The sequence below is a fragment of the Sphingomonas sp. RB1R13 genome (assembly GCF_036663775.1).
GTDB lineage: Bacteria > Pseudomonadota > Alphaproteobacteria > Sphingomonadales > Sphingomonadaceae > Sphingomicrobium.
Genome location: NZ_JAXOJM010000003.1, coordinates 537,649 through 558,318, shown reverse-complemented (window position 1 = coordinate 558,318; position 20,670 = coordinate 537,649). Strand labels below are relative to the sequence as shown.

The following is a 20,670-nucleotide window of genomic DNA, read 5'->3' as shown; positions in this document are numbered from 1 at the left end:
GATCATCGACTCGCGGCGGTCTGTTTGACGAGATATTGCAGATAGGCGCGGGTTTGCTTGGCTTGCCCGATCATCCGGTCGGCATCGCGATCGGATCGGACCCCGCGCGATGAATCCCGCAGGCTATTGAGATAACGATCATAACCCCGCGCCAGCTGTACATTCTCCGGCGTACCCTTGCGGATGACCTGGGCGGCCATCGCGCGGCCGTCATCGACGATGGACTGCAATTGCCTGATTTTCGCGGCGGACCCAGCTGGGGTCGGCGCGACCGTGGCGACGGGCGCGACCGGCACCACCACGGGCGCGATTGTGGTCACTGCTGTTCGCTGTGCCTTTGCCGCCGCCGCTGCCTTCGCGGCTTTCGCAAGTTCGACGTCGGCGCGATCGTTTACCGCCTGACGATGAGCAGCCGATCCTAGAGCTGCAGCAAACGCTTGCGACTGGACAAGGGCATCGCGTGCTGCGGCAAGCGCTTGGCCCGGATCGGTCGCGGCTGCCGCTGCCTTGGCCGCCAACCGGACGCCGTCCAGCGCCGCCTGGACTTCACTTGCATTGCCGTTGGTGAGGCGCCGTGCCTTGGTCTCGCTGTCGCTGAGCAGGGCATTGGCGAATTCGACGTCGGTCGAAAAGGCAAGTTGCTTCATGCCCTCCGCCGCGCTCTTTGCTTCCGCAGCCTTGGTTGGGTCGCCAGACAGCGCACGGAGCGCCGCAAATTGCTTGCCCAGTTCGTCTCCGGCGGCGGCCAGGCGATCGACTGCGGCGCCCGGTGCACCGGCCGTCCGGGCATCGTTGGCGAGCGAATTCGTGGTCGCGGCGAGAGTTTCGACCGTCGCGGACGTCGAAGGACCGGACGCGCTGGCATTCCCGGCCGAGCTCGCGATTGCGCCACTATCGGGGCCTTTCCCCGACCCGCCACTCATGAATGCCCAGCCACCGGCTGCCGCCACGACCAGCGCAGCAATCCCGCCTCCGATCAGCAACGGCGAGCGGCGCTTGGCCGCCGGTGGACTCGCGGGCACTTTCGGCTTCTCGCGTCCCCGGTAAAGCGGCTCTTGCTCCGCGTCCTTCACAGCGAGGGGGACAACGGGCGCAACGGTTGGTTCGGGCGAAGTGGTGCCCTTGGGCTGCTTCGACGCAGCGATGACCTTGGCCAGCTTGGCCTTGTTCGACGCATTGGTGTCGTGTCCGGCGCGCTTGAATTCGACTTCACTGGGGTGATCGGGGACTTGGGTCTCGATCTTTTCGCCCGGCTCGAAATTCACCTCGGGCGGTGCGACCGGGGTGATCGCCTCGGCCATCTTGTCGTAACTGACGATGCGGGTGGCATCATCGTCAATCTCGACGATCGTCGAAGCCTTGCGTTTCTTGGGATCGCTATCGAACTGCTCGAGCCATGCGGCGATCGACCGCGGCCGATCATCGGGTCGGATGGTCATCGCCGAATCGATCGCGGCAAGAAAGCGCGGACTATAGCCCGGCCAGTGACCCTCGGCGAGCGGCCGTCCCTGCTCACCATGAAGACGCTCGAGAACCTCGGGTGGCTTTTCGCCGGCAACGCACTCGTACAGCACGACGCCCAAGGCATAAATATCGGTCCACGGCCCTTGCGGGTAGGTTTTCACATATTGTTCGATCGCCGCGTAGGGCGGGGTATGGAACGTCACCGAGGTGCTCGTCGCCTCGGCCGCCTCGAAGCGCGCCGATCCAAAGTCGATCAGCACCGGCCGGCCATCGGGATTGATCAGGATGTTGGGCGGCTTGATGTCGCGGTGGAGAACGCCGACGCGGTGGGCCCGGTCGAGCCCCTCGGCAATCGGCCTGATCATGTCGAGCAGGCTGCGCTCGTTGAATCGGGTGCCTTGCTTCAACAGGCGCGAAAGCGAATTGCCGTCCTCGAAATCCATTACCATGTAGGCGGTGCCGTGCACCTCGAACAGGCTGCGCACGTTGACGATGTTGGGATGGCGCGTCGGGGTAGACAGGTTCCACAGCAGCTTGGCTTCTTCGACGAACTTCTTGAGGCCTAGCGCGTGGACTTCCTCGGCATCGGAATCGATCGGGACGACGGTATCCTCGGCGTCGCGTTCGCTGATCGAACTGGGGAAATATTCCTTGATTGCGACCAGCTCGTCGAAATAAATCCCGCGTCCGCGATAGACGATCCCGAATCCGCCGACACCCAGCACATCTTCGAGTCGCCACTCGCGAAGGACGGTTCCTGGCGGTAAAGCCTTGTTACTATAGGCTTTGCTCATCGCCGTTTTCCCCCCAGCGCGATACAAAAAGTAAATCGCGTTTAGCTATACTTATCGCTACGCTGGCTGTCCAACCGGAGGGCCGGGGCCGAACGGGGCGCGCAGGTCAAATGGAGGCGGGGGGTAAAGCCATGGGTTTCGAATGCGTCAGTCGAACCGATGTCGGCCTTCGTCGCAAGATCAACGAGGATGCCGTCCTCGTGCGCACTCCGCGTGGTCTGTGGGTGGTCGCTGACGGGATGGGCGGGCATGAAGCCGGCGAAGTCGCCAGCGCGATGGTCACCGAAGCACTGTCGCTCCTCCACCCCGTCGAGAATCTGGAGAATTTCGTCGAGCAGGCGGTGGTTGCGCTTGGCGAGGTCAATCATCGATTGATCGAATTGGCACGAACCGACACCGGCGGGCGAACGATTGGCAGCACGGTGGTCGGGCTCGCCATTCGCGGCCGCGAGTATCGCTGCTTCTGGGCAGGCGACAGCCGCGCCTATCGCGTGCGCTCGGGTCATATCGTGCAGATCAGCCGCGATCACAGTCTGGTCCAGGACCTCGTCGAAGCGGGAATGCTCAACGCTGACGAAGCCCAGCACCATCCTCAGGCCAATGTCATCACGCGCGCGGTCGGCGTGACCGAGCGGCTTAAGATCGACACAGCCGGCGGTGACGTCCGGCCCGGCGACCTGTTCCTGATCGCCAGCGACGGGCTGACCCGGGTGGTCGAGGACGCCGAGCTGGCGGCCGAACTGTCTAGTGGACCACCCGCCGAGGTGGCCGACCGCCTGATCGCCACGGTTCTTGCTCGCGGCGCCCCCGACAATGTGTCGCTGATCATCATCTTGGTCAGTTGAGCCCGCCCGACGCATGAGCGAAGCCTCCGCCCCCGCGATCGCGCTCGACGCCGATCCGCGTCCGCGCCAGCCGCTTGGCCTGCTCGTCGCCTATGCGCTGGCCTGGGCTGGGGGGTGCATCGCCTACACGCCTTTCCTGACCGTCCTCCTGCCCCAGCGGCTGACGGTGCTCGCCGGTAATGGCGACGTCCGCTGGCTCGGGCTCATCGCCACCGTTGGCGCGATTGCCGCCAGCCTCGGCAATATCTTTTGGGGCTGGCTCAGCGACCGGCTCGGCCACCGCCTGCGGCTTTCGGCAGTGGGGCTCGTCGCCTTCGCCGCCACTACCGTGCTGGTCGCCCGCGCGGAAACGCCGCTCCACCTCGTCGCCGCGGTTGCGCTGTGGCAGGTCGCGCTCAACCTGTTGCTCGCCCCGCTCGCCGCTTATGCCGCCGACCGCGTGCCCAATGCGCAAAAGGGACTGCTTGGCGGGCTGCTCGCGGTCGGTCCGGGGATCGCCGCAACCTCGCTGGTGGGGATCGCGCTCCTCCCTGACCGGCTCGATGCCCAGCTCGCGCTGATCGTCGCCATAACCGCCGCCGCCACCGCGCCGCTATTCCTGATGCGCCGACGCGGCGCCCCCGCCAGGCTCGACGCGCCGCATATCCCCTCGACCCCGAAATCGCGCGCGACGCTGATCCAGCTGTGGCTCGCGCGGCTGGCGGTGCAGGTCGCCGAAGGGCTGCTGTTCCTGTTCCTTTACTATGCGCTTCGCCGCCTGACCGGGGGGCAGCTCAGCCTTGGTCGCTATGCGCTGACCGCCGCCGCCGGGCAGCTGGTCGCCATCCCCGTCGCACTCGCCGTCGGGCGCTGGTCTGACCGCAGCGGGCGACGGCGCGGGCCGCTGCTTGCAATGATCGCGCTGATCGCGCTGGGCCTCGCGACGATGGCCGCGGCGGGTAACTGGACGGTGGCGGTGATTGGCTATGCGCTGTTCCTGATCGGGTCGAACAGCTTCCTCTCGCTCCACTCGACCTTCGCGATGCAGCAACTCGTCAACCCGCGCCACCATGGCCGCGACCTTGGCCTGTTCAACCTCACCAACACGCTGCCCGCGCTGGTCACCCCGCTGCTTGCGGTCAGCGTGATCGGGGCGATCGGCTATTCGGGGCTGCTCGCATGCCTGGCAGCGGTGATGATCGTCCCGGCGCTGCTCGTCGCCCGCCTCGACCTTGCCTGAGCGGGGCTGCTAGGGTCGGAATTGCTAGAGACGGGCACGACGGGGGAGAGACGAGTGGCGCGGACACGGGCGGCAGACTATCCCGAGCGGCGCGAAGCGATTGTCGAGCGCGCCGCCGAGCTGTTCGCCTCGCGCGGCTTCAACGGCGCCAGCATGGCCGACCTCGCGGCTGCGTGTGACACCTCCAAGTCCCTGCTCTACCATTATTATCCATCGAAGGAGGACCTCCTGTACGCGGTCATGCTGGGCCATATCGACCAGCTCGTCGGCGATGTTGCAGCGGTGGGCACGGGTGACGCGAAGACTCGCCTCGGGCGCATCCTCCACGCCTTCATGGGCCATTATGTCGGCGCCGCGAGCCGCCAGAAGGTGCTGCTCAACGACCTCGCTCACCTGCCCGACGAAAAGCGCGCCAGCATCATCGCCAAACAGCGTGAGATCATTGCGGCGGTCCAGTCGCTGCTGGTCGAACTCGACCCTGCGCTTGTCGCCGATCACACCGCAGCGCGTGTGCGCACGATGCTGCTGTTCGGAATGATCAACTGGACGCACACCTGGTATGATCCGGCAGGGCCGGTGTCCGCTGACGAGATCGCTGATCAGGCCTTGGCCCTGATCTCCTCCTAACCGTCGAAATCCAGCTCGACCTCGTCGGTCAGCGGCACGGCCTGGCAGGTCAGGATGAACCCGTCGGCCAGTTCCTCCGCGCTCAACCCGTAATTGGCTTTCATCGTCACCTTGCCGCTGATCAGCCGCGCGCGGCAGGTCGCGCACACCCCGGCCTTGCACGCGAACGGCGCCGGCATTCCCGCCGCGCGGGCATTGTCGAGGATGCTGCCCTTGTCGGCGTCAAAGACAATCGACCGCGTCCGCCCCTCGAGCGTCAATCGCACCCGCCGCCCCTCGGCGGCCTGCTCGACGACGCGATTGGCCGCCGCTTCGGCCCCCGTCACCCGCCCGGCCGTAAAGCGCTCGATCAGGATCCGTGCCCGGGCCACGCCAGCCTCCAGCAACCCCGCCTCGACCGCGTCCATCATCGGCCCCGGCCCACAGATGAACGCAGCGTCGATCGCCGTGGGATCGACCAGCGCGCCAAGCACCTGCGCAATCTTGGCCACATCCAGCCGCCCGTTGAACAGGTCGACATCCTCCTCCTCATCTTCAAGGAAGTGGTAGATCTGCAATCGCCCCATGTAGCGGTTCTTGAGCGCGGCAATCTCTTCCAAAAACATGATCGAGGCTGACGAGCGGTTGCCATAGAGCAGCACGAAATCGCTCAGTGGCTCTGCGACCAGCGCAGCCTTCATCAGCGACAGGATCGGGGTAACTCCGGACCCGCCGGCGAACCCGGCATAAGTCGCCCGCCGCCCCGCATCGAACGTCCAGGTGAAGCTGCCATGCGGGGGCATGACGTCGATCATGTCGCCCGGCTTGAGGCTGGCATTGGCCCAGGTCGAAAAAACACCCCCCGCAATCTGCTTGATCGCGACCCGCACTTCGCCGTCGTGCGGGGCGACGCACAGTGAGTAGTTGCGGCGGATATCCTCGCCGTCGATCTCGGTGCGGAGCGTAAGATGCTGGCCGGGCCTGAAGGCAAAGGCGCCGCGCAACTCGTCGGGCACGTCGAACCGCAGCGAAATCGCATCGTCGATCTCGCGCCGTACCTCGGCGATCCTGAGCTGGTGGAAAGCGGCGGACATCCAGCCTCCTAGTGACACTTGAAGCGGTCAAACGGTTCGAGGCAATCGGTACAGCGCCACAGCGCCTTGCACGGGGTCGACCCGAACCGACTGACCTCCACCGTCGCGATCGATCCGCATTGCGGACAGGTAACGACGTCGCTCCCGCGCGGCGACGGCGGGGCGATGCCGTAAGCGAGCAGCTTCGCGCGGCCGGCCTCGCTGATCCAGTCGGTCGTCCACGGCGGCGACAGCACGGTCTCGACCTGCACCCCGCGAAACCCCGCCTCGTCGAGCGCGGCCCGGACCGATTGCTCGATCACCAGCGTAGCGGGGCAGCCGGTGTAGGTCGGGGTGATCAGCACTGCTGGCGGATCGCGCCGCACCCCTCGGACAATGCCCAGCTCGATCACCGACACCACCGGGATCTCGGGGTCGGGAACGGTCGCGAGCGTGGCCATGATCGCCGCTTCCGCGCGCTCGTCGAGGATCACCACACCGCATCGGGATAGGAGCGCGGCAGGTACTGCATCGTCGCCAGCAAATGCCCGAGATGCTCGCTATGGTGGCCCACTCGCCCGCCGCGGATGGCATAGGGCAGGGGCGGGATCTCCATCCCGGCTTCGGCAAAAGTCTTCGCGAGCGCCGCGTCGAACGCCGGGCGCAATGCCGTCCGATCGACCGCTATCCCTTGCGCCACCAGTCCGCGTTCAATCTCGTCCATCGCGAACAATTCGTCGACGAAGCGCCAGTGCCAGTCGAACCCGGCAATCATCCGGGCGCGGCTCTCCTCGGTCCCGTCGCCCAGCCGAACGACCCAGTCGGCCGACAGCTCGGCATGATAAGTCACTTCCTTGACCGCTTTCGCTGCAATCTCGGCAATCCGCGCATCGCTCGACCGGGTCAGCGCCTCGAACAGCAGCAGGCTGTAGGTCGAGAACAGAAATTGCCGCGCCATCGTCTGCGCAAAATCGCCGTTGGGCTGCTCGACCAATAGACAGTTGCGAAACGCCAGCACGTCGCGGTGGAACGCCAGCCGGTCGCCGTCGCGGCCCTTGCCCTCGACCTCTCCCGCAGTGTTGAGGAACAGCGTCGCCTGCCCGATCAGGTCGAGCCCGATGTTGGCGAGGCTCAGGTCGACCTCGACCGAAGGCGCATGGCCGCACCATTCGGCCAGCCGCTGCGCCAGGACCAGACTGTCGTCGCCTAGCCGCAGCAGATAATCGACATGCGCTTCGTTGCGCGACGCGGCGTGCATGTCCCCGATCGCGCCATCGTGGGAGGCCCGTTCGGCGGCGCGAATATCGTCGGGCTGGATCGTCGGAAGCGACGGCATCACATATGCTTCAATTCGTCGGGCAGGTCATAGAAGGTCGGGTGGCGATAGACTTTGTCCGCCGCGGGCTCGAACAGGGAGGCGCTGTCGCCCGGGTCGGATGCGACAATATCGGTCGACCGCACGACCCACATGCTGATCCCCTCCTCGCGCCGGGTATAGGCGTCGCGCGCATGACGAATCGCAAGCTCGGCGTCGGGGGCGTGGACCGACCCGACGTGGCGATGGCTAAGTCCGCCCCGCGCGCGAAGGAACACCTCCCACAAGGGCCAGTCCTTGCTCATTACGCCGCCTGCTTCTTCGCCACGCGCTTGGCCTCGTGCGCGTCGGCCGCCTCGCGCACCCAGGCGCCGTCGTCCCACGCCTTGCGCCGGGCGAGCAGCCGTTCCTTGGCCACCGCGCCTTCGCCGCGCACCACAGCGTAAAATTCGTCCCACTCGATCGCGCCGAAATCATACCCCGACTTTGCCTCGTTCCACTTGAGGTCCGCGTCGGGCAGCGTCAGCCCGATCAGCTCGGCCTGCGGCACCGTCGCATCGACGAATTTCTGACGCAGCGCGTCATTGGTGTCGCGCTTGATCCGCCAGCGCATCGACCGCTCGGTGTTGGGACTATTGTCATCGGGCGGGCCGAACATCATCAGGCTCGGCCACCACCAGCGGTTGAGCGCGTCCTGTGCCATCGCCCGCTGCTCGGCTGTCCCCGCCATCATCGCCATCATGATCTCGTAACCCTGGCGCTGGTGGAAGCTTTCCTCCTTGCACACCCGCACCATCGCGCGGGCATAGGGGCCATAGCTGGTGCGCTGCAGCGGCACCTGGTTCATGATCGCCGCGCCATCGACCAGCCAGCCGATCGCACCGATATCCGCCCAGGTCAGCGTCGGGTAATTGAAGATGGTCGAATATTTGGCCTTCCCCGAATGAAGCGCCTCGATCATTTCCTGCCGCGACGTGCCAAGCGTCTCGGCCGCGCAATAGAGATAAAGCCCATGCCCGGCCTCGTCCTGGATCTTGGCGAACAGGATGGCCTTGCGCCGAAGCGAGGGTGCCCGGCTCAGCCAATTACCCTCGGGCAGCATGCCGACGATTTCGGAATGAGCATGCTGCGAAATCTGCCGCACCAGCGTCTTGCGATACGCCTCGGGCATCCAGTCCTTGGGCTCGATGAACTCGTCTGCCGCAACCCGCGCCTCGAACGCTTCGACCAGCGCGGGGTCCTCGCGCTCGATCGGGGTGGGAGCAGTCTTGCCAAGCTCGGTCGTGTACATCGTGCCTTCTCCAGCCGCCGCGATACAATTAACCGACCGATCGGTCAATGAATCAGCTAAACACGTTCAATCACCATCGCGATCCCTTGCCCGACCCCGATGCACATCGTGCACAGCGCCAGCCTGCCCCCACTCCGCACCAATTCCTCGGTTGCCGTCAGCACCAGCCGGGCGCCCGACATCCCCAGTGGATGACCAAGTGCAATCGCGCCGCCATTGGGGTTCACATGCGCCGCGTCGTCGGGCAGCCCCAGCGCGCGGAGCACCGCCAGCCCCTGCGCCGCAAACGCCTCGTTGAGCTCCACGACATCGATCTGCCCGATGGTCAGCCCGAGCCGCTCGAGCAGTTTCTGCGACGCCGGCGCCGGCCCGATCCCCATGATCCGCGGCGGCACCCCGGCAACCGCCGTCCCCAATATCCGTGCGCGCGGGGTCAGCTCGTGGCGCGCCGCCGCCGCCTCGCTCGCCACGATCATCGCCGCCGCGCCGTCGTTGACCCCCGACGCATTGCCCGCTGTCACCGTCCCGTCGGGCCGAACGATCGGCTTCAGCTTCGCCAGCGCCTCGACACTCGTCTCGCGCGGATGTTCGTCGCGTGACACCATGATCGCATCGTCCTTGCGCTGCGCCACCGACACCGGGACAATCTCGGCTTCGAACCGCCCGTTCGCCTGCGCCGCACTCGCCCGCCGCTGGCTCTCCGCCGCGAACCGGTCCTGGTCCTCGCGGCTCACCCCAAACTCTTTGGCGACATTTTCGGCCGTCTCGGGCATCGAATCGACGCCATATTGAGCCTTCATCAACTTGTTGACGAACCGCCACCCGATGGTCGTATCAAACACCGCATTGGCCCGGGCAAAGGCGCTCTCGGCCTTGGGCATGACGAACGGCGCGCGGCTCATGCTTTCAACTCCGCCGGCGATGATCAGCGCAGCTTCACCCGCCTTGATCGCCCGCGCGGCGATCCCGACCGCGTCCATTCCCGATCCGCACAGCCGGTTGATCGTCGCCCCCGGCACCTCGACCCCCAGCCCGGCGAGCAGCCCCGCCATCCGCGCGACGTTGCGATTATCCTCCCCCGCCTGGTTGGCGCAGCCGAGGATCAAATCGTCGACCAGGGCCCAGTCGAGCCCCGGGTTGCGCGCCTTCAAAGCCGCCAGCGGCACTGCCGCAAGATCGTCGGGCCGCACCATCGCCAAGGACCCGCCATAGCGCCCGATCGGGGTCCGCACGGCATCGCAGATAAAGGCATCGGTCATCGCGGGATCCTCGTCCGTTTAGGCTTGCCATCGCGTAGCGGCGGCCTTGCTGCTTGCCAATAATTCGCCGACCGGGCAGTCAGATAATGACCGATGGAGTGACAATGGCCTACGAGACGATCCTGTTCGGCATCGATGATGGCGTTGCCCGGCTAACCCTCAACCGCCCCGACCGGCTGAACAGTTTCACCGCCGCGATGCATGGCGAGGTCGCCGAGGCGATGACGGTGGTCGAAAACGACCCGGCAATCCGCGCGCTGCTTCTCACCGGCGCCGGACGCGGCTTTTGCGCCGGGCAGGACCTTGCCGATCGCGCCGTCACCCCGGGCGATGCCCCGGTCGATCTGGGCGAGTCGGTCGATCTTTACTGGTCCCCGCTCATCCGCCGCCTCGCGACCCTGCCCAAGCCAATTGTCTGCGCGGTCAACGGGGTCGCCGCCGGGGCCGGGGCCAATATCGCGCTGGCGTGCGACATCGTCATCGCCGCGCGCTCGGCGAAATTCATCCAGTCGTTCGCCAACATCGGGCTGATCCCGGACTCGGGCGGAACGTGGATCCTCCCCCGCCTCGTCGGGCAGGCTCGGGCACTCGGCCTTGCACTGACCGGCGAGCCGCTCCCCGCCGAGAAGGCCGAAGCCTGGGGCCTGATCTGGAAATGCGTCGATGATGACGCACTGGAGGCCGAAGCCCTCGCCCTTGCGGCCAAATTCGCTGCCGGCCCGACGCGGGGCCTCGTCGCGACCAAGTCGCTGATCCGCGGATCGAGCCTCCACAACCTCGACGACGAGCTCGACCGCGAGCGTGACATGATGCGCGAGCTGGGCTTTTCCGACGATTATCGCGAAGGCGTCGCCGCCTTCCTCGCCAAGCGCGCACCGACCTTCACCGGTCGTTGAAGGACCTGATTTCATGACCCTGATGCTCAAGAATTACGCCGCCGACAGCTGGATCGGATCGACCGGCAATACCGCCGCGATCCGCTCCGCCCTGACTGGCGCCGACATCGCCCGCACCGGCAGCGACGGGCTCGATTTCGCGGCGATGATCGACCATGCCCGGACGGTCGGCGGCCCGGCTCTCCGCGCCATGACCTTCCACCAGCGCGCGCATATGCTCAAAGCCCTCGCCACCGCGATCATGGCGCGCAAGGAGGAATTATACGCTCTCTCGGCCTCGACTGGCGCGACCCGCAAGGACGGCTGGATCGATATTGAGGGCGGCGCGGGGACGCTGTTCACCATGTCGTCGAAGGGCCGCCGCGAGCTGCCCGACGATGTCGTGCTGGTCGACGGCGACGTCGAGGGAATCGGCCGCGCCGGGACCTTCATCGGCCAGCATATCTATACTTCGCTCCAGGGGGTCGCGGTCCACATCAACGCCTTCAACTTCCCCGTGTGGGGAATGCTCGAAAAGCTCGGGCCTACCCTGCTCGCCGGGGTCCCGGCGATCGTCAAGCCGGGCACCGCCACCGCCCATGTGACCGAGGCGGCGGTACGGATCATGGTCGAGAGCGGCGTTCTCCCGCCGGGCGCGCTTCAGCTGATTGTCGGCTCGGTCGGCGACCTGCTCGACCATCTGACCTGCCAGGACGTCGTCTCCTTCACCGGCTCGGCGGCGACCGCGATGAAACTCCAGGCGCATCTCGTCATTGCCCGCGAAAGCGTGCGCTTCATCGCTGAACGCGACAGCCTCAACGCCACCGTGCTTGGCCCCGACGCTGGCCCCGGCACCCCCGAGTTCGACCTGTTCATCGCCGAAGTCGTCCAGGAAATGACCACCAAGGCGGGGCAGAAATGCACCGCTATCCGCCGAGCCTTCGTCCCCGCTGCATGGCTCGACGCCGCCGAGGATGCGCTCAAGGCCCGCCTCGCCAAGGTTGTCGTCGGCGATCCTTCGGTCGACGGCGTGACGATGGGCGCGCTCGCCGGGCAGGGCCAGCTTGCCGACGTCCGCGCCCAGGCCCGCAAGATCGGCAGCCAGGCCCGTCTCGTGTTCGGCGACTATGATCATGTCGAACCGCGCGGAGTCGCCGCAGGGCAGGGGGCATTCATCACCCCACTGCTGTTCCGCGCCGATGACCCGTGGACCTCGGCCCTCGTCCATGACGTGGAGGCGTTCGGCCCGGTCGCCACCCTCATGCCCTATCGCGACCTTGCCGACGCCATTGCGCTCGCCAATCGCGGGCTCGGCAGCCTCGTCGTGTCGATCTTCACCCATGACCCCGCCGTCGCCCGCGACTTCGTTATCGGGGTCGGCGCGTGGCACGGGCGGATCGTCCTGATCGACCGCGACAGTGCCGCTGAATCAACCGGCCACGGCTCGCCGCTGCCGATGCTGATCCACGGCGGCCCCGGCCGCGCCGGTGGCGGCGAGGAAATGGGCGGCGTGCGCGGGGTCAAGCACTACATGCAGCGCACCGCGCTTCAGGGCAGCCCGCGGATCCTCAGCTCGGTCGTCAACCGCTGGCTCCCCGGCGCCCCGCGTCACCACGACGGCCCGCACCCCTTCCGCTTGCGCTTCGACGAGCTCGCCATCGGCCACTGCTTCGACAGCAAGTCGCGCACCGTCACGCTCGAAGATATCGAGCATTTCGCCGACTTTACCGGCGACACTTTCTACGCGCACATGGATGAGGACGCAGCGGCGGCGAACCCCTTTTTCCCCGGACGCGTCGCGCACGGCTATCTCATCCTGTCCTTCGCCGCGGGCCTGTTCGTCGACCCGGCTCCCGGCCCCGTCCTCGCCAACACCGGGCTCGACTCCCTGCGCTTCGTGAAGCCCCTCGTTCCCGGCGAAAGCATGAAGGTGGCACTGACCGTCAAGGCCAAGACCAGGCGTAACGATGACTATGGCGAGGTCCGCTGGGCGGTCGTCGTGACCGATGGCGGAGACGCCACATTGGCCACGTACGAATTGCTCACGATGGTCGCTTTTTGAGACCATCTTCAAGGCGCGCGCGGATCATGCTATGAAACCCCAGCGGGGGCGCGGGGCGACGTGAAGAAAATCATTCCATTCCTGATAGTTGCAACCATTTCCGGGCCAGTTTCTGCGACCGATTTCGGGATCCGCCAGCTCGGCCCGTCAAGGCCTCGCGCGGCACGTTCGATACCGTCTCCGACCGTGTCGCCTTCTCCCTTCCGCCAAGGCCCGGTCGACGTCCATTCGGCGTCGCTCCTCGGCGCGCGTTTCGGTCGCATCACCAGCATCCTGCGCTCGTCGGCGCATAACCGCGCGGTCGGGGGAGTCGCCAACAGCTACCACCTCCACGGCCGCGCGATCGACATCGCCCGCCGCCCCGGGGTGACCCACCGCCAGATCGACGCCGCGCTCCGCGCCGCCGGCTTCCACCTGCTCGAATCGCTCGACGAGGGCGATCACAGCCACTTCGCCTTCGGGTCCGGCGCCGGCTCACGGCTCCGCGCCCCCGTGACCATCGCCCAGGTTCAAGAGCTGACCCGCTGGGGAATAGTCTACGCGCCGCGCTAGGCTGCCTTGCGCGAAGGGAACGCACCCGCCGCCTGCGCATTAACCAATTGACAATCGCTCTGGCCTCATAGCCGGTACAGGCGCGGCATTTGGCAAGGACGGCAGGTTGATTGCTCCCCGGTTTCAGCAACATTTGCATGCCCGCTCGGCGGTGCTGCTCGCCACGCTTGAAAGCCGGTTCGACCGAATCATGGGCTGCTGGCTGCTTCTTGCCGGGCTGGCCTGTGCTCTCCGCCTCAAATCGACTCCGCTGCTGACGCATCCTACCCTCTCGCTGGTTACTCCCTATCTGCTGCTGATTGTCGCCCCGGTCGTCTCGGCGTTGCTCGCGCTGCGCTGGTTCCGCGACGGCGACACCATGGCCCGCCCGATGACCGCGCCCGGCGGCTGGCTTGGCTGGACGCCGCTGTCGATCGGCGATGCGCGCCGCCATCCACTTTATGGGACGACCGGCTTGATGGTCTCGCTGCTCATCGGCATGCTCCTCAACGTCCCCGTCCGCGCTGCCGAATATCTCGCCTCCAGCCCGCCGATCCCCGAGCTTGCGCCCAGCTGGCTGGCGACCCTCCATGTCATGATGAGCTTCGACGTTGTCCTGTTCACCAGCCTCTATGCGATCGCCTTCGTCGCCGGCCTTCGTCGCGCTCCGCTGTTCCCGGTGCTGCTGATGACCATCTGGGCGCTCGACCTGATCATGCAGGTCGCGATCGCCACCGCCGTCGGGACCACCCCCGGGCTGCCGCCCGCCGTGGCCGCCGCGCTCCACGGGCTGCTCGACGGGAATGCCAAGAAGGTGCTGATCAGCATTGCCATCTGGCTCCCCTACCTGATCCTGTCGACGCGGGTGAATGTGACCTTCCGTCACCGAGTCGCCCTCTAACGCCACCGCTGCTGCAGCATAAATGCCCCGAATCGCATGGCATAAAGGCAACGCTTGACGCGCGGAGTCCCGGATCGGAACGCCGCTTCCCATCACAAGTTAAGAAAAATTCGCTGCATTTGCAACGTCTTGCATTGCACTGCGCAACTGACATTGGCCTACGCCGGACAATTGGTTGACAGCGGATTAACTAAAGCAGATCAAATAATAAGCTAAGCGGCTCGGGAGCTTGCTGGGCGAAGACTGCGTAAATGCCGCTGTTCGGCCCTTTGTTTTCGCACTTGAAATCTCGACACCGCGATGCGCGAAAAATCTCGCACCGGGGGCGGCGCGAGCACAACAAAGGGACGATGACATGACGACTTTTTTCAAACTCCTGAAGGATGACTCCGGCGCGGCTGCGGCCGAATATGCGCTGATCCTGGCGATCGTCGGATCGGCGCTCGCCGTCGCGGCCTACACGCTTGGCAATACGATTTCGGCCGCGATGAACAAGGCCGGAAGCCGCATCACGACTTGTCAGTCTGGCTCTTGCTAATGGGAGTGGGCCGCCTTCGGGCGGCCCGCTCGCCAGCGAAGTTACACTGAGTTGGGCTCCTTAATCGCCCATTGCGTGGACTTAAAGCGCAGGCAGTTGGGGCACTACAGAGGGACATCGACATGAAAACTTTTTTCAAACTATTGACGGATGATTCCGGCGCTGCTGCGGCCGAATATGCGTTGATCCTGGCAATCGTCGGCTCGGCGCTTGCCGTTGCTGCCTATACGCTCGGCAACACCATCTCGACCGCCATGAATACGGCGGGAAGCCGCATCACGACCTGCCAGTCGGGCAGCTGCTAATCGGACTGGGTCGCCTTCGGGCGGCCCACTTCGCTTGAACAGGTTACGTTAAAGTCGCGTGGGGGATGGCAATGCTAAAGCGTCAGACGATGATCGCACTCGGCGTCGCAGTCCTGCTTGGCCTGGTCGCGGTATATCTCGCCAACGCTTTCCTGTTGGGGACCGAGCGCCGAGCCGAACTGACGGGCAGCACCCGCGTCGCGGTCGCCGCTGTTCCGCTAACCTATGGCGTCGACGTCACGCCCGACAAGGTCCGCTTTGTCGACTTCCCCAACAGCAGCATTCCGCCGGGAAGCTTCACCACGCTGGCTGCGCTCTTGCCTGATGGCAAGCATCGCGCCGCGCTGGTCCCCATCCAGGTCAACGAACCGATCCTGGCCACGAAAATATCTGGCGAGGGCAAGGGTGCCTCGATCGCCGCGCTGCTGCCCGACGGCAAGCGTGCTGCGGCGGTGCGCATCAACGACGTCTCGGGCGTCGCCGGCTTCATCCAGCCCAATGACTCGGTCGACGTGCTGATCACACGGCGCGCCGTCGGCACTAATGTCGGCGACCAGCGGCTGACCGATGTCCTGCTCCAGAATGCGCGGGTCATCGCGATTGACCAGGACAGCAAGGGCGAAGAGGCCAAGGCGACCGTCGCCAAGACCGCTACGCTCGAAGTCACCCCGCTCGACGCGCAGAAGCTGGCGCTGGGTCAGGACGTCGGCACGCTCAGCCTGGTTTTGCGCAAGCCCGGCGATGACCAGAACAGTGCGACGGTCGAAACCGTCAGCCTGGCCGACCTGCGCTATAATCGTTTCGGCAGCATGGCTGTGGCAAGCGCGGCCACGCCGGGCGCAGTACCCGTGCGGGTCGCGGCGCCGGTGCGGATCGTCCGTCGGACGGTCGTTCGCCAGGTCGCCGCGCGGCCGGCGCCGCAACGCCAGACCGACAATATTGAAATCGTCCGCGGTACCAAGGGCGACAGTTATGAGGTGGGACGCAATGGCTATTGATCGGCTGACCGGCGTATTGCTCGCCGCCCTTGCCAGCGTTGCGCTGCCGCTGCCCGCCGCCGCGCAGGTCGCCTCGGTCAACGTCGCCGACGGGGTCAGCGCAGGCTCGCTCGAAGTGCCCGTCAACAAAAGCCAGGTGCTTCGCGTCGACCGGCCGTTCGCCAAGGCGCTGGTCGGCAATCCCGACATCGCCGACGTGCTGCCGCTGACCAACCGCTCGCTCTATGTGCTGGGCAAGAAGAATGGCACCACCAGCCTTACCCTCTATGACCGTTCGAGCAGCCTCATCGCGGTGATGGACGTCGTCGTCGGGCCCGACGTCACCACGCTCAAGCGCCAGCTGTCGGAGATGATCCCCGGCGACCAGATCGGCGCGCACATCTCCAATGATTCGATTGTCCTCGACGGCATCGTCTCGAGCGGCCCCGCCGCCGATCGCGCGGTCCAGTTGGCCGAAACCTATGCCCCGGGCAAGGTCGTCAACATGATGTCGGTGGGCGCCGCACAGCAGGTCATGCTCGAAGTCCGCTTCTCCGAAGTGAAGCGCTCGGCGCTGGCGCAGATTGGGCTGGGCCTCGGCGTGCAGCGAGGAACGAGCCTGACCGGCGTGAGCGGCGGCGGCGCCAGTCTTTCCCAGAACGCCGACACCGGGCTTAACGAACTGAAACTCGGCGCGATCACCGGTGGCTTCGGGATCATCAGCCGCGCCTTCCGCGCATTCGGCGCCAATTTTAACGCCACCCTCGATGCGATGGAGCGCAAGGGCGCGATCACCACGCTTGCCGAACCCACGCTCGTCGCGCTGTCGGGCGAGACCGCAAGCTTCCTTGCGGGTGGCGAGTTTCCCGTGCCCGTGCTCCAGAATGGCGGCGGAGGAGGCACCGGTGGCAATGGCGGCGCCTTCACTGTTGAGTATAAACCGTTCGGGGTCAGCCTTGCCTTCACCCCCACGGTGCTGGCCGACGGTGTCATCAACATGGTTGTTGCGCCCGAGGTCAGCTCGATCGACCCGACCGCGTCGATTGTCATCAACAACCTCACCATCCCCGGGCTCCAGACCCGCCGCGCCAAGACCACGCTCGAGCTTCGCGATGGGGAAAGCTTCGCGCTGGCCGGGCTCATCCGCAAGGATTTCCAGGACACGGTGCGCCAGATTCCCCTGCTCGGTTCGCTGCCGATCATCGGCGCGTTGTTCCGCTCGACCGGGTTCCAGCATGAAGAGACCGAGCTGGTCATCATCGTCACCCCGCACCTCGTCCGCCCGGTTCGCGCCGGGGCGTTGAAGCTGCCGACCGATCGCGTGACTCCGCCCAACCAGGCCGACCTGCTGCTGCTCGGCCGGACCGACACCGGCGTGCCGGCAGGCGGCGCCTTCTTCGACCGGTCTGCGCCGCCACCACCCCCGCCACCGGGCCGCCCGGTTTCGGCGCTTCCGGGCAAGAACGACCTCGCCGCGACCCCGCCCGCAGCGCCCGCTGGCCCGATCGGCTTTGAAAAGGATTATGGCCATGTCCTGTAAGGTCATCGGAATCGCACTTGCCGCGCTGCTGCTGGCCGGGTGCAATACCACCCACAGCGTAATCGGCAGCGAGGACAAGCGCTTTGGCGAGGCGGTCAAATATGACCTCGCGATCCAGACCATTAATCCCGATCCGGTCTATGCCGCCGACGGTGCCCAGCCCGGTGACAGCGGGGCACAGGCCGCCGCCGCAACCAAGCGCTATCGCACCGACGCGGTGAAGAAGATCGAGGAAATCAAGACCAGCAACAGCACCAACGGCAGTGGCAGTTCTTCAAAGTAAGAATGGGAGTGACATGGGACGCTCGGTCCGCACCTTGTTCAACGACCAACATGGCGCGATTGCGCCGACGGTCGCCCTGGCCCTTGTCGGGCTGATCGCAGTCGGCGGGCTTGCCTTCGATTATGCGCGGCTGGGGACGATGGATACCGAACTTCAGCAGGCCGCCGACCAGGCCGCGCTTGCCGCCGCGACGCAGCTTGATGGCAAGAGTGGGGCCATCACTCGCGCTGACGCAGCCGCAAGAAACCTCGTCGTCAATCGTACTTCATTCGCCAATGATGCAGGGACCGCGACCGTTGGCGGCCTGACGATGACCTATTACGACAGCTATGATCAGTCGGCCGACAGCTTCGGGACGGTCACTACCGACCCGCTCAAGGCCAAGGTCGTCAAGGTCGAGGTCGGCGGGCGCACGGCCAAATATGCAATGACCCCGATTATCGGATTGATCACCGGCCAGACCGTCGTGGCGCAGGCCGTGGCCAGCGTCGGCAACGCAATCTGCAAGACTCCGCCAGTGATGCTGTGCAATCCCGTGGAGCCGAGCAGCAATACGAACAAGGAACTCGCCTTCGCCCCCACGCCGGGCACCGGGCTGCGGCTGATTACTGGCGATGCGACCGTCCCCGGCAATTTCGGCTGGCTTGAGTCGGGGCTTGCCTCGGGCGCGACGGCATTGGCCTCGGCGCTCGGCTACAACAGTCCGCCGGGCGACTGCCTGCCTGAAACCGGAGTCACGACCAAGCCTGGGATGACCTCGTCGGTGCTGAGCGCGTACAACACGCGGTTCGACGTTTACGACAATGGCAACAGCACATGCCCCAGCCAGTATGGCGGCATCTGCTCACCCGCGATCAACACGCGCAAGGACCTGGTGTGCGATCCGAACTCAGGCAAGACCGGATGCAAGAACGACGCCTTCAAATGGCCTGACACCAGCTATTATCACCTGCCGGTTATCGCGGGCACCGTGACGCAGCAGGCGTTACCGATTGATGGCACGCAGGACCCCAAGACGATGGGCTATCCCCACGACTATTGCCATGCTTGGCCAATCAGTCAGCAAAAGTGCACCGGGAACAAGGTCGCGGGTGATGGCAATTGGGATCGCGATGCCTATTTCCGCGTCAATTATAAGCTGACTAACGCCCAATGGACGGCGTTACCGGGGATGCCGGCAACGCCGTCGCGCTTTGACGTTTACAAGTGGGAACTGACACACGGCAGCAACGCCAGCGGCGGCACGAATTACGGCATTACCGTGCCCCAGATCGTCAACGCCAGCACTGCAGCCTTCTCCTACCCCGCCAACGGCCGCCCCGGGGTCGCCGAATCGACCTCGCAGGGTGACCGCCGCAAGATCAGCGTCGCGGTGGTCAATTGCTACGCGCTCAATGTGAAGGGCAGCGCCAGCGGCGTACCGGTGACAACGTGGATGGACGTCTTCCTGACCGAGCCGGCGATCGACCGCACTGAGAAAGGTGGCGGAAAGGCACAGTACACCGACCAGAAGGACATTTATGTCGAGATGATCAAGGCGACCACTGCCTCGAGCGCTGTCGCTGGTGCAGTCGTCCGCCGCGACAAGCCGTTCCTGATCCGATGATCGCTCGCCTCCTCGTCCGCCTGATCCGTGATCGCAGTGCCGCTGCCGCCGCCGAAATGGCGATGGTCATGCCGCTGCTGGTCGTGCTGGCGATGGGGACGTTCGAGCTCGGCAATTATTTTAAGGACGAGCATATCCTCATCAAGGGCGTGCGCGACGGCGCCCGCTATGCCGCGCGCCAGGGCTTTACTTCCTATGTCGGTTGCGGCGCCACTGCGGCCGACGTGCCTACCGCGCTTCGCGACGATACCAAGCTGATTGTCCGCAAGGGCACGCTGAGCAGCACCGACGCCGATCTCCTGCCGAGCTGGGGCAATGCCGCGACGACTTTCACCGTTCAGATGAGCTGCTCGACCGCCGCCGGGGGAACCACGCTCAGCGGCATTTACTCGGGCAATGCAACCGGGTCGACCGGGGTTGCGCCGATGGTCAGGGTGACCGCCAGCCTGCCCTATCGCTCGGTGCTCGGCAGCTATGGCTTCACCGGCAAGGGCTTTTCCCTTGTCGCGACCGAACAGGCCGCGGTGACCGGGGTATGATTTTCGTCCTGCCCATCTTCCGCCGTCTTGCCCGCGATCGTCGCGGGGGCAGCGCTGCCGAATATGCCATGGTCCTACCCCTGCTGCTCGTTTTCATTTTCGCGGTGATCGACGGCGGCCGCTTTATGTGGCGCTACAATCGCGCCGAAAAGGCGACCCAGGCCGGCGCACGAGTGGCGGCGGTGACCCAGATCATTCCTAGCGGGCTGGCGGCAAGTTGGGTTGGAGTAACCGTCAACGGCACGATCCTCACCCAAGGCGACATCATCCCTGCTTCGGCGATCGGGACCATCATATGCAAAAAGCCCGCAGGAACGCTCATTTGTGACTGTCAAAGTGTCGTTGCGGGGGTCACTTGCCTTCCGATCAACACTACGGGCTGGGATGCGATCGTAAGCAGGGTTAAATTGATGGAACCCGCTGCAACCGACGCCAACATCCTGGTCGAATATCGCGACTCGGGGCTCGGCTATGCCGGCGACCCCTCGGGCCTCGACATTGCCCCGCTAGTCACGGTCAAGCTCAAGGATTTGACCTTCCAGCCCGCATCGTTGCTCATCTTCGGAAAGATCAACTACGATATGCCCGTTTTCGCCACCACGCTGACCGCCGAGGACAGCGTGGGGACCCATTCGAATTAGGTGCCC

Annotated in this window: 22 protein-coding genes; 15 read left to right on the top strand and 7 right to left on the bottom strand. The window is 65.4% G+C overall.

All coding sequences use genetic code 11. The features are described 5' to 3' along the window. Positions 1 to 2: 2 nt before the first annotated feature. Positions 3 to 2,258: a serine/threonine protein kinase gene (locus tag U1700_RS12165; RefSeq protein WP_332752919.1), complete on the bottom strand. Its 2,256-nt coding sequence runs from the start codon at positions 2,256 to 2,258 to the stop codon at positions 3 to 5. A gap of 131 nt (positions 2,259 to 2,389) precedes the next feature. On the opposite strand from U1700_RS12165, the gene U1700_RS12160 reads away from it, so the two are divergent. The 3 genes from U1700_RS12160 to U1700_RS12150 are packed head-to-tail and all read left to right on the top strand — an operon-like array spanning position 2,390 to position 4,949. Next, positions 2,390 to 3,103, top strand: a complete 714-nt coding sequence (locus U1700_RS12160; RefSeq protein ID WP_332752918.1) for a PP2C family protein-serine/threonine phosphatase — start codon at positions 2,390 to 2,392, stop codon at positions 3,101 to 3,103. 13 nt (positions 3,104 to 3,116) lie between these two features. Continuing rightward, positions 3,117 to 4,322, top strand: coding sequence for an MFS transporter (locus U1700_RS12155; RefSeq protein ID WP_332752917.1), 1,206 nt, complete (start codon positions 3,117 to 3,119; stop codon positions 4,320 to 4,322). A gap of 54 nt (positions 4,323 to 4,376) precedes the next feature. After that, positions 4,377 to 4,949, top strand: coding sequence for a TetR/AcrR family transcriptional regulator (locus tag U1700_RS12150; RefSeq protein ID WP_332752916.1), 573 nt, complete (start codon positions 4,377 to 4,379; stop codon positions 4,947 to 4,949). Here the strand turns inward: U1700_RS12150 and paaE are convergent. From paaE to pcaF, 6 genes are read right to left on the bottom strand one after another with little or no spacing between them, the layout of a single operon-like run. Next, positions 4,946 to 6,022 (bottom strand): 1,2-phenylacetyl-CoA epoxidase subunit PaaE, encoded by a 1,077-nt coding sequence (gene paaE, locus U1700_RS12145; protein WP_332752915.1) that lies wholly within the window; start codon positions 6,020 to 6,022, stop codon positions 4,946 to 4,948. The two genes, U1700_RS12150 and paaE, sit on opposite strands and share 4 nt — an antisense overlap. An 8-nt stretch (positions 6,023 to 6,030) precedes the next feature. Beyond that, positions 6,031 to 6,495 carry a 1,2-phenylacetyl-CoA epoxidase subunit PaaD gene (gene paaD / locus U1700_RS12140; RefSeq protein ID WP_443025942.1) on the bottom strand — a complete coding sequence of 155 codons (465 nt, stop codon included), beginning with the start codon at positions 6,493 to 6,495 and terminating at the stop codon, positions 6,031 to 6,033. Then, a complete protein-coding gene (gene paaC, locus U1700_RS12135; RefSeq protein WP_332752914.1) occupies positions 6,492 to 7,337 on the bottom strand; it encodes a 1,2-phenylacetyl-CoA epoxidase subunit PaaC in 846 nt (281 codons plus the stop codon). Before paaC ends, paaD begins: the two co-directional genes overlap by 4 nt. After that, the gene (paaB, locus tag U1700_RS12130) at positions 7,337 to 7,621 is read right to left on the bottom strand and encodes a 1,2-phenylacetyl-CoA epoxidase subunit PaaB (protein ID WP_332752913.1); all 285 of its coding nucleotides are present in this window, start codon (positions 7,619 to 7,621) and stop codon (positions 7,337 to 7,339) included. Before paaB ends, paaC begins: the two co-directional genes overlap by 1 nt. Further along, complete coding sequence (paaA, locus tag U1700_RS12125; protein ID WP_332752912.1) at positions 7,621 to 8,607, bottom strand: 1,2-phenylacetyl-CoA epoxidase subunit PaaA; 987 nt, start codon at positions 8,605 to 8,607, stop codon at positions 7,621 to 7,623. The genes paaB and paaA overlap by 1 nt, the downstream gene beginning before the upstream one ends. Positions 8,608 to 8,663: 56 nt before the next feature. After that, positions 8,664 to 9,866, bottom strand: a complete 1,203-nt coding sequence (gene pcaF, locus U1700_RS12120; RefSeq protein WP_332752911.1) for a 3-oxoadipyl-CoA thiolase — start codon at positions 9,864 to 9,866, stop codon at positions 8,664 to 8,666. A gap of 104 nt (positions 9,867 to 9,970) precedes the next feature. Between pcaF and paaG the strand changes: the two genes are divergently transcribed. The 12 genes from paaG to U1700_RS12060 all read left to right on the top strand — a co-directional run bounded on the left by paaG (position 9,971) and on the right by U1700_RS12060 (position 20,664). After that, the gene (gene paaG / locus U1700_RS12115) at positions 9,971 to 10,762 is read left to right on the top strand and encodes a 2-(1,2-epoxy-1,2-dihydrophenyl)acetyl-CoA isomerase PaaG (protein WP_332753014.1); all 792 of its coding nucleotides are present in this window, start codon (positions 9,971 to 9,973) and stop codon (positions 10,760 to 10,762) included. A 13-nt stretch (positions 10,763 to 10,775) separates the two neighbouring features. Next, positions 10,776 to 12,803, top strand: a complete 2,028-nt coding sequence (gene paaZ / locus U1700_RS12110) for a phenylacetic acid degradation bifunctional protein PaaZ (RefSeq protein ID WP_332752910.1) — start codon at positions 10,776 to 10,778, stop codon at positions 12,801 to 12,803. A 186-nt stretch (positions 12,804 to 12,989) separates the two neighbouring features. Continuing rightward, positions 12,990 to 13,355: a D-Ala-D-Ala carboxypeptidase family metallohydrolase gene (locus tag U1700_RS12105; protein WP_332752909.1), complete on the top strand. Its 366-nt coding sequence runs from the start codon at positions 12,990 to 12,992 to the stop codon at positions 13,353 to 13,355. 106 nt (positions 13,356 to 13,461) lie between these two features. Continuing rightward, the gene (locus U1700_RS12100) at positions 13,462 to 14,235 is read left to right on the top strand and encodes a DUF2569 domain-containing protein (RefSeq protein ID WP_332752908.1); all 774 of its coding nucleotides are present in this window, start codon (positions 13,462 to 13,464) and stop codon (positions 14,233 to 14,235) included. A 355-nt stretch (positions 14,236 to 14,590) separates the two neighbouring features. Continuing rightward, entirely contained in the window at positions 14,591 to 14,773 is a 183-nt protein-coding gene (locus tag U1700_RS12095) for a Flp family type IVb pilin (protein WP_332752907.1), read from the top strand. Positions 14,774 to 14,895: 122 nt separating this feature from the next. Beyond that, positions 14,896 to 15,078, top strand: coding sequence for a Flp family type IVb pilin (locus U1700_RS12090; RefSeq protein WP_332752906.1), 183 nt, complete (start codon positions 14,896 to 14,898; stop codon positions 15,076 to 15,078). Positions 15,079 to 15,149: 71 nt separating this feature from the next. Next, positions 15,150 to 16,076, top strand: coding sequence for a Flp pilus assembly protein CpaB (gene cpaB / locus U1700_RS12085; RefSeq protein ID WP_332752905.1), 927 nt, complete (start codon positions 15,150 to 15,152; stop codon positions 16,074 to 16,076). Beyond that, complete coding sequence (locus U1700_RS12080; RefSeq protein WP_332752904.1) at positions 16,066 to 17,595, top strand: type II and III secretion system protein family protein; 1,530 nt, start codon at positions 16,066 to 16,068, stop codon at positions 17,593 to 17,595. The genes cpaB and U1700_RS12080 overlap by 11 nt, the downstream gene beginning before the upstream one ends. Then, the gene (locus U1700_RS12075; RefSeq protein WP_332752903.1) at positions 17,585 to 17,878 is read left to right on the top strand and encodes a hypothetical protein; all 294 of its coding nucleotides are present in this window, start codon (positions 17,585 to 17,587) and stop codon (positions 17,876 to 17,878) included. The genes U1700_RS12080 and U1700_RS12075 overlap by 11 nt, the downstream gene beginning before the upstream one ends. A 13-nt stretch (positions 17,879 to 17,891) precedes the next feature. Then, positions 17,892 to 19,484 carry a pilus assembly protein TadG-related protein gene (locus U1700_RS12070; protein ID WP_332752902.1) on the top strand — a complete coding sequence of 531 codons (1,593 nt, stop codon included), beginning with the start codon at positions 17,892 to 17,894 and terminating at the stop codon, positions 19,482 to 19,484. After that, complete coding sequence (locus U1700_RS12065) at positions 19,481 to 20,023, top strand: TadE/TadG family type IV pilus assembly protein (protein WP_332752901.1); 543 nt, start codon at positions 19,481 to 19,483, stop codon at positions 20,021 to 20,023. The genes U1700_RS12070 and U1700_RS12065 overlap by 4 nt, the downstream gene beginning before the upstream one ends. Beyond that, positions 20,020 to 20,664, top strand: coding sequence for a TadE/TadG family type IV pilus assembly protein (locus tag U1700_RS12060; RefSeq protein WP_332752900.1), 645 nt, complete (start codon positions 20,020 to 20,022; stop codon positions 20,662 to 20,664). The genes U1700_RS12065 and U1700_RS12060 overlap by 4 nt, the downstream gene beginning before the upstream one ends. Positions 20,665 to 20,670 lie beyond the last annotated feature (6 nt).

What these genes read in the sequence shown, in the direction of transcription:
- U1700_RS12165 (WP_332752919.1), bottom strand. Translation starts at nt 2,258, where the DNA reads ATGAGCAAAGCCTATAGTAACAAGGCTTTACCGCCAGGAACCGTCCTT.
- U1700_RS12160 (WP_332752918.1), top strand. Translation starts at nt 2,390, where the DNA reads ATGGGTTTCGAATGCGTCAGTCGAACCGATGTCGGCCTTCGTCGCAAG.
- U1700_RS12155 (WP_332752917.1), top strand. Translation starts at nt 3,117, where the DNA reads ATGAGCGAAGCCTCCGCCCCCGCGATCGCGCTCGACGCCGATCCGCGT.
- paaE (WP_332752915.1), bottom strand. Translation starts at nt 6,022, where the DNA reads ATGTCCGCCGCTTTCCACCAGCTCAGGATCGCCGAGGTACGGCGCGAG.
- paaC (WP_332752914.1), bottom strand. Translation starts at nt 7,337, where the DNA reads ATGCCGTCGCTTCCGACGATCCAGCCCGACGATATTCGCGCCGCCGAA.
- paaB (WP_332752913.1), bottom strand. Translation starts at nt 7,621, where the DNA reads ATGAGCAAGGACTGGCCCTTGTGGGAGGTGTTCCTTCGCGCGCGGGGC.
- paaA (WP_332752912.1), bottom strand. Translation starts at nt 8,607, where the DNA reads ATGTACACGACCGAGCTTGGCAAGACTGCTCCCACCCCGATCGAGCGC.
- pcaF (WP_332752911.1), bottom strand. Translation starts at nt 9,866, where the DNA reads ATGACCGATGCCTTTATCTGCGATGCCGTGCGGACCCCGATCGGGCGC.
- paaG (WP_332753014.1), top strand. Translation starts at nt 9,971, where the DNA reads ATGGCCTACGAGACGATCCTGTTCGGCATCGATGATGGCGTTGCCCGG.
- paaZ (WP_332752910.1), top strand. Translation starts at nt 10,776, where the DNA reads ATGACCCTGATGCTCAAGAATTACGCCGCCGACAGCTGGATCGGATCG.
- U1700_RS12095 (WP_332752907.1), top strand. Translation starts at nt 14,591, where the DNA reads ATGACGACTTTTTTCAAACTCCTGAAGGATGACTCCGGCGCGGCTGCG.
- U1700_RS12090 (WP_332752906.1), top strand. Translation starts at nt 14,896, where the DNA reads ATGAAAACTTTTTTCAAACTATTGACGGATGATTCCGGCGCTGCTGCG.
- cpaB (WP_332752905.1), top strand. Translation starts at nt 15,150, where the DNA reads ATGCTAAAGCGTCAGACGATGATCGCACTCGGCGTCGCAGTCCTGCTT.
- U1700_RS12080 (WP_332752904.1), top strand. Translation starts at nt 16,066, where the DNA reads ATGGCTATTGATCGGCTGACCGGCGTATTGCTCGCCGCCCTTGCCAGC.
- U1700_RS12075 (WP_332752903.1), top strand. Translation starts at nt 17,585, where the DNA reads ATGTCCTGTAAGGTCATCGGAATCGCACTTGCCGCGCTGCTGCTGGCC.
- U1700_RS12070 (WP_332752902.1), top strand. Translation starts at nt 17,892, where the DNA reads ATGGGACGCTCGGTCCGCACCTTGTTCAACGACCAACATGGCGCGATT.
- U1700_RS12065 (WP_332752901.1), top strand. Translation starts at nt 19,481, where the DNA reads ATGATCGCTCGCCTCCTCGTCCGCCTGATCCGTGATCGCAGTGCCGCT.
- U1700_RS12060 (WP_332752900.1), top strand. Translation starts at nt 20,020, where the DNA reads ATGATTTTCGTCCTGCCCATCTTCCGCCGTCTTGCCCGCGATCGTCGC.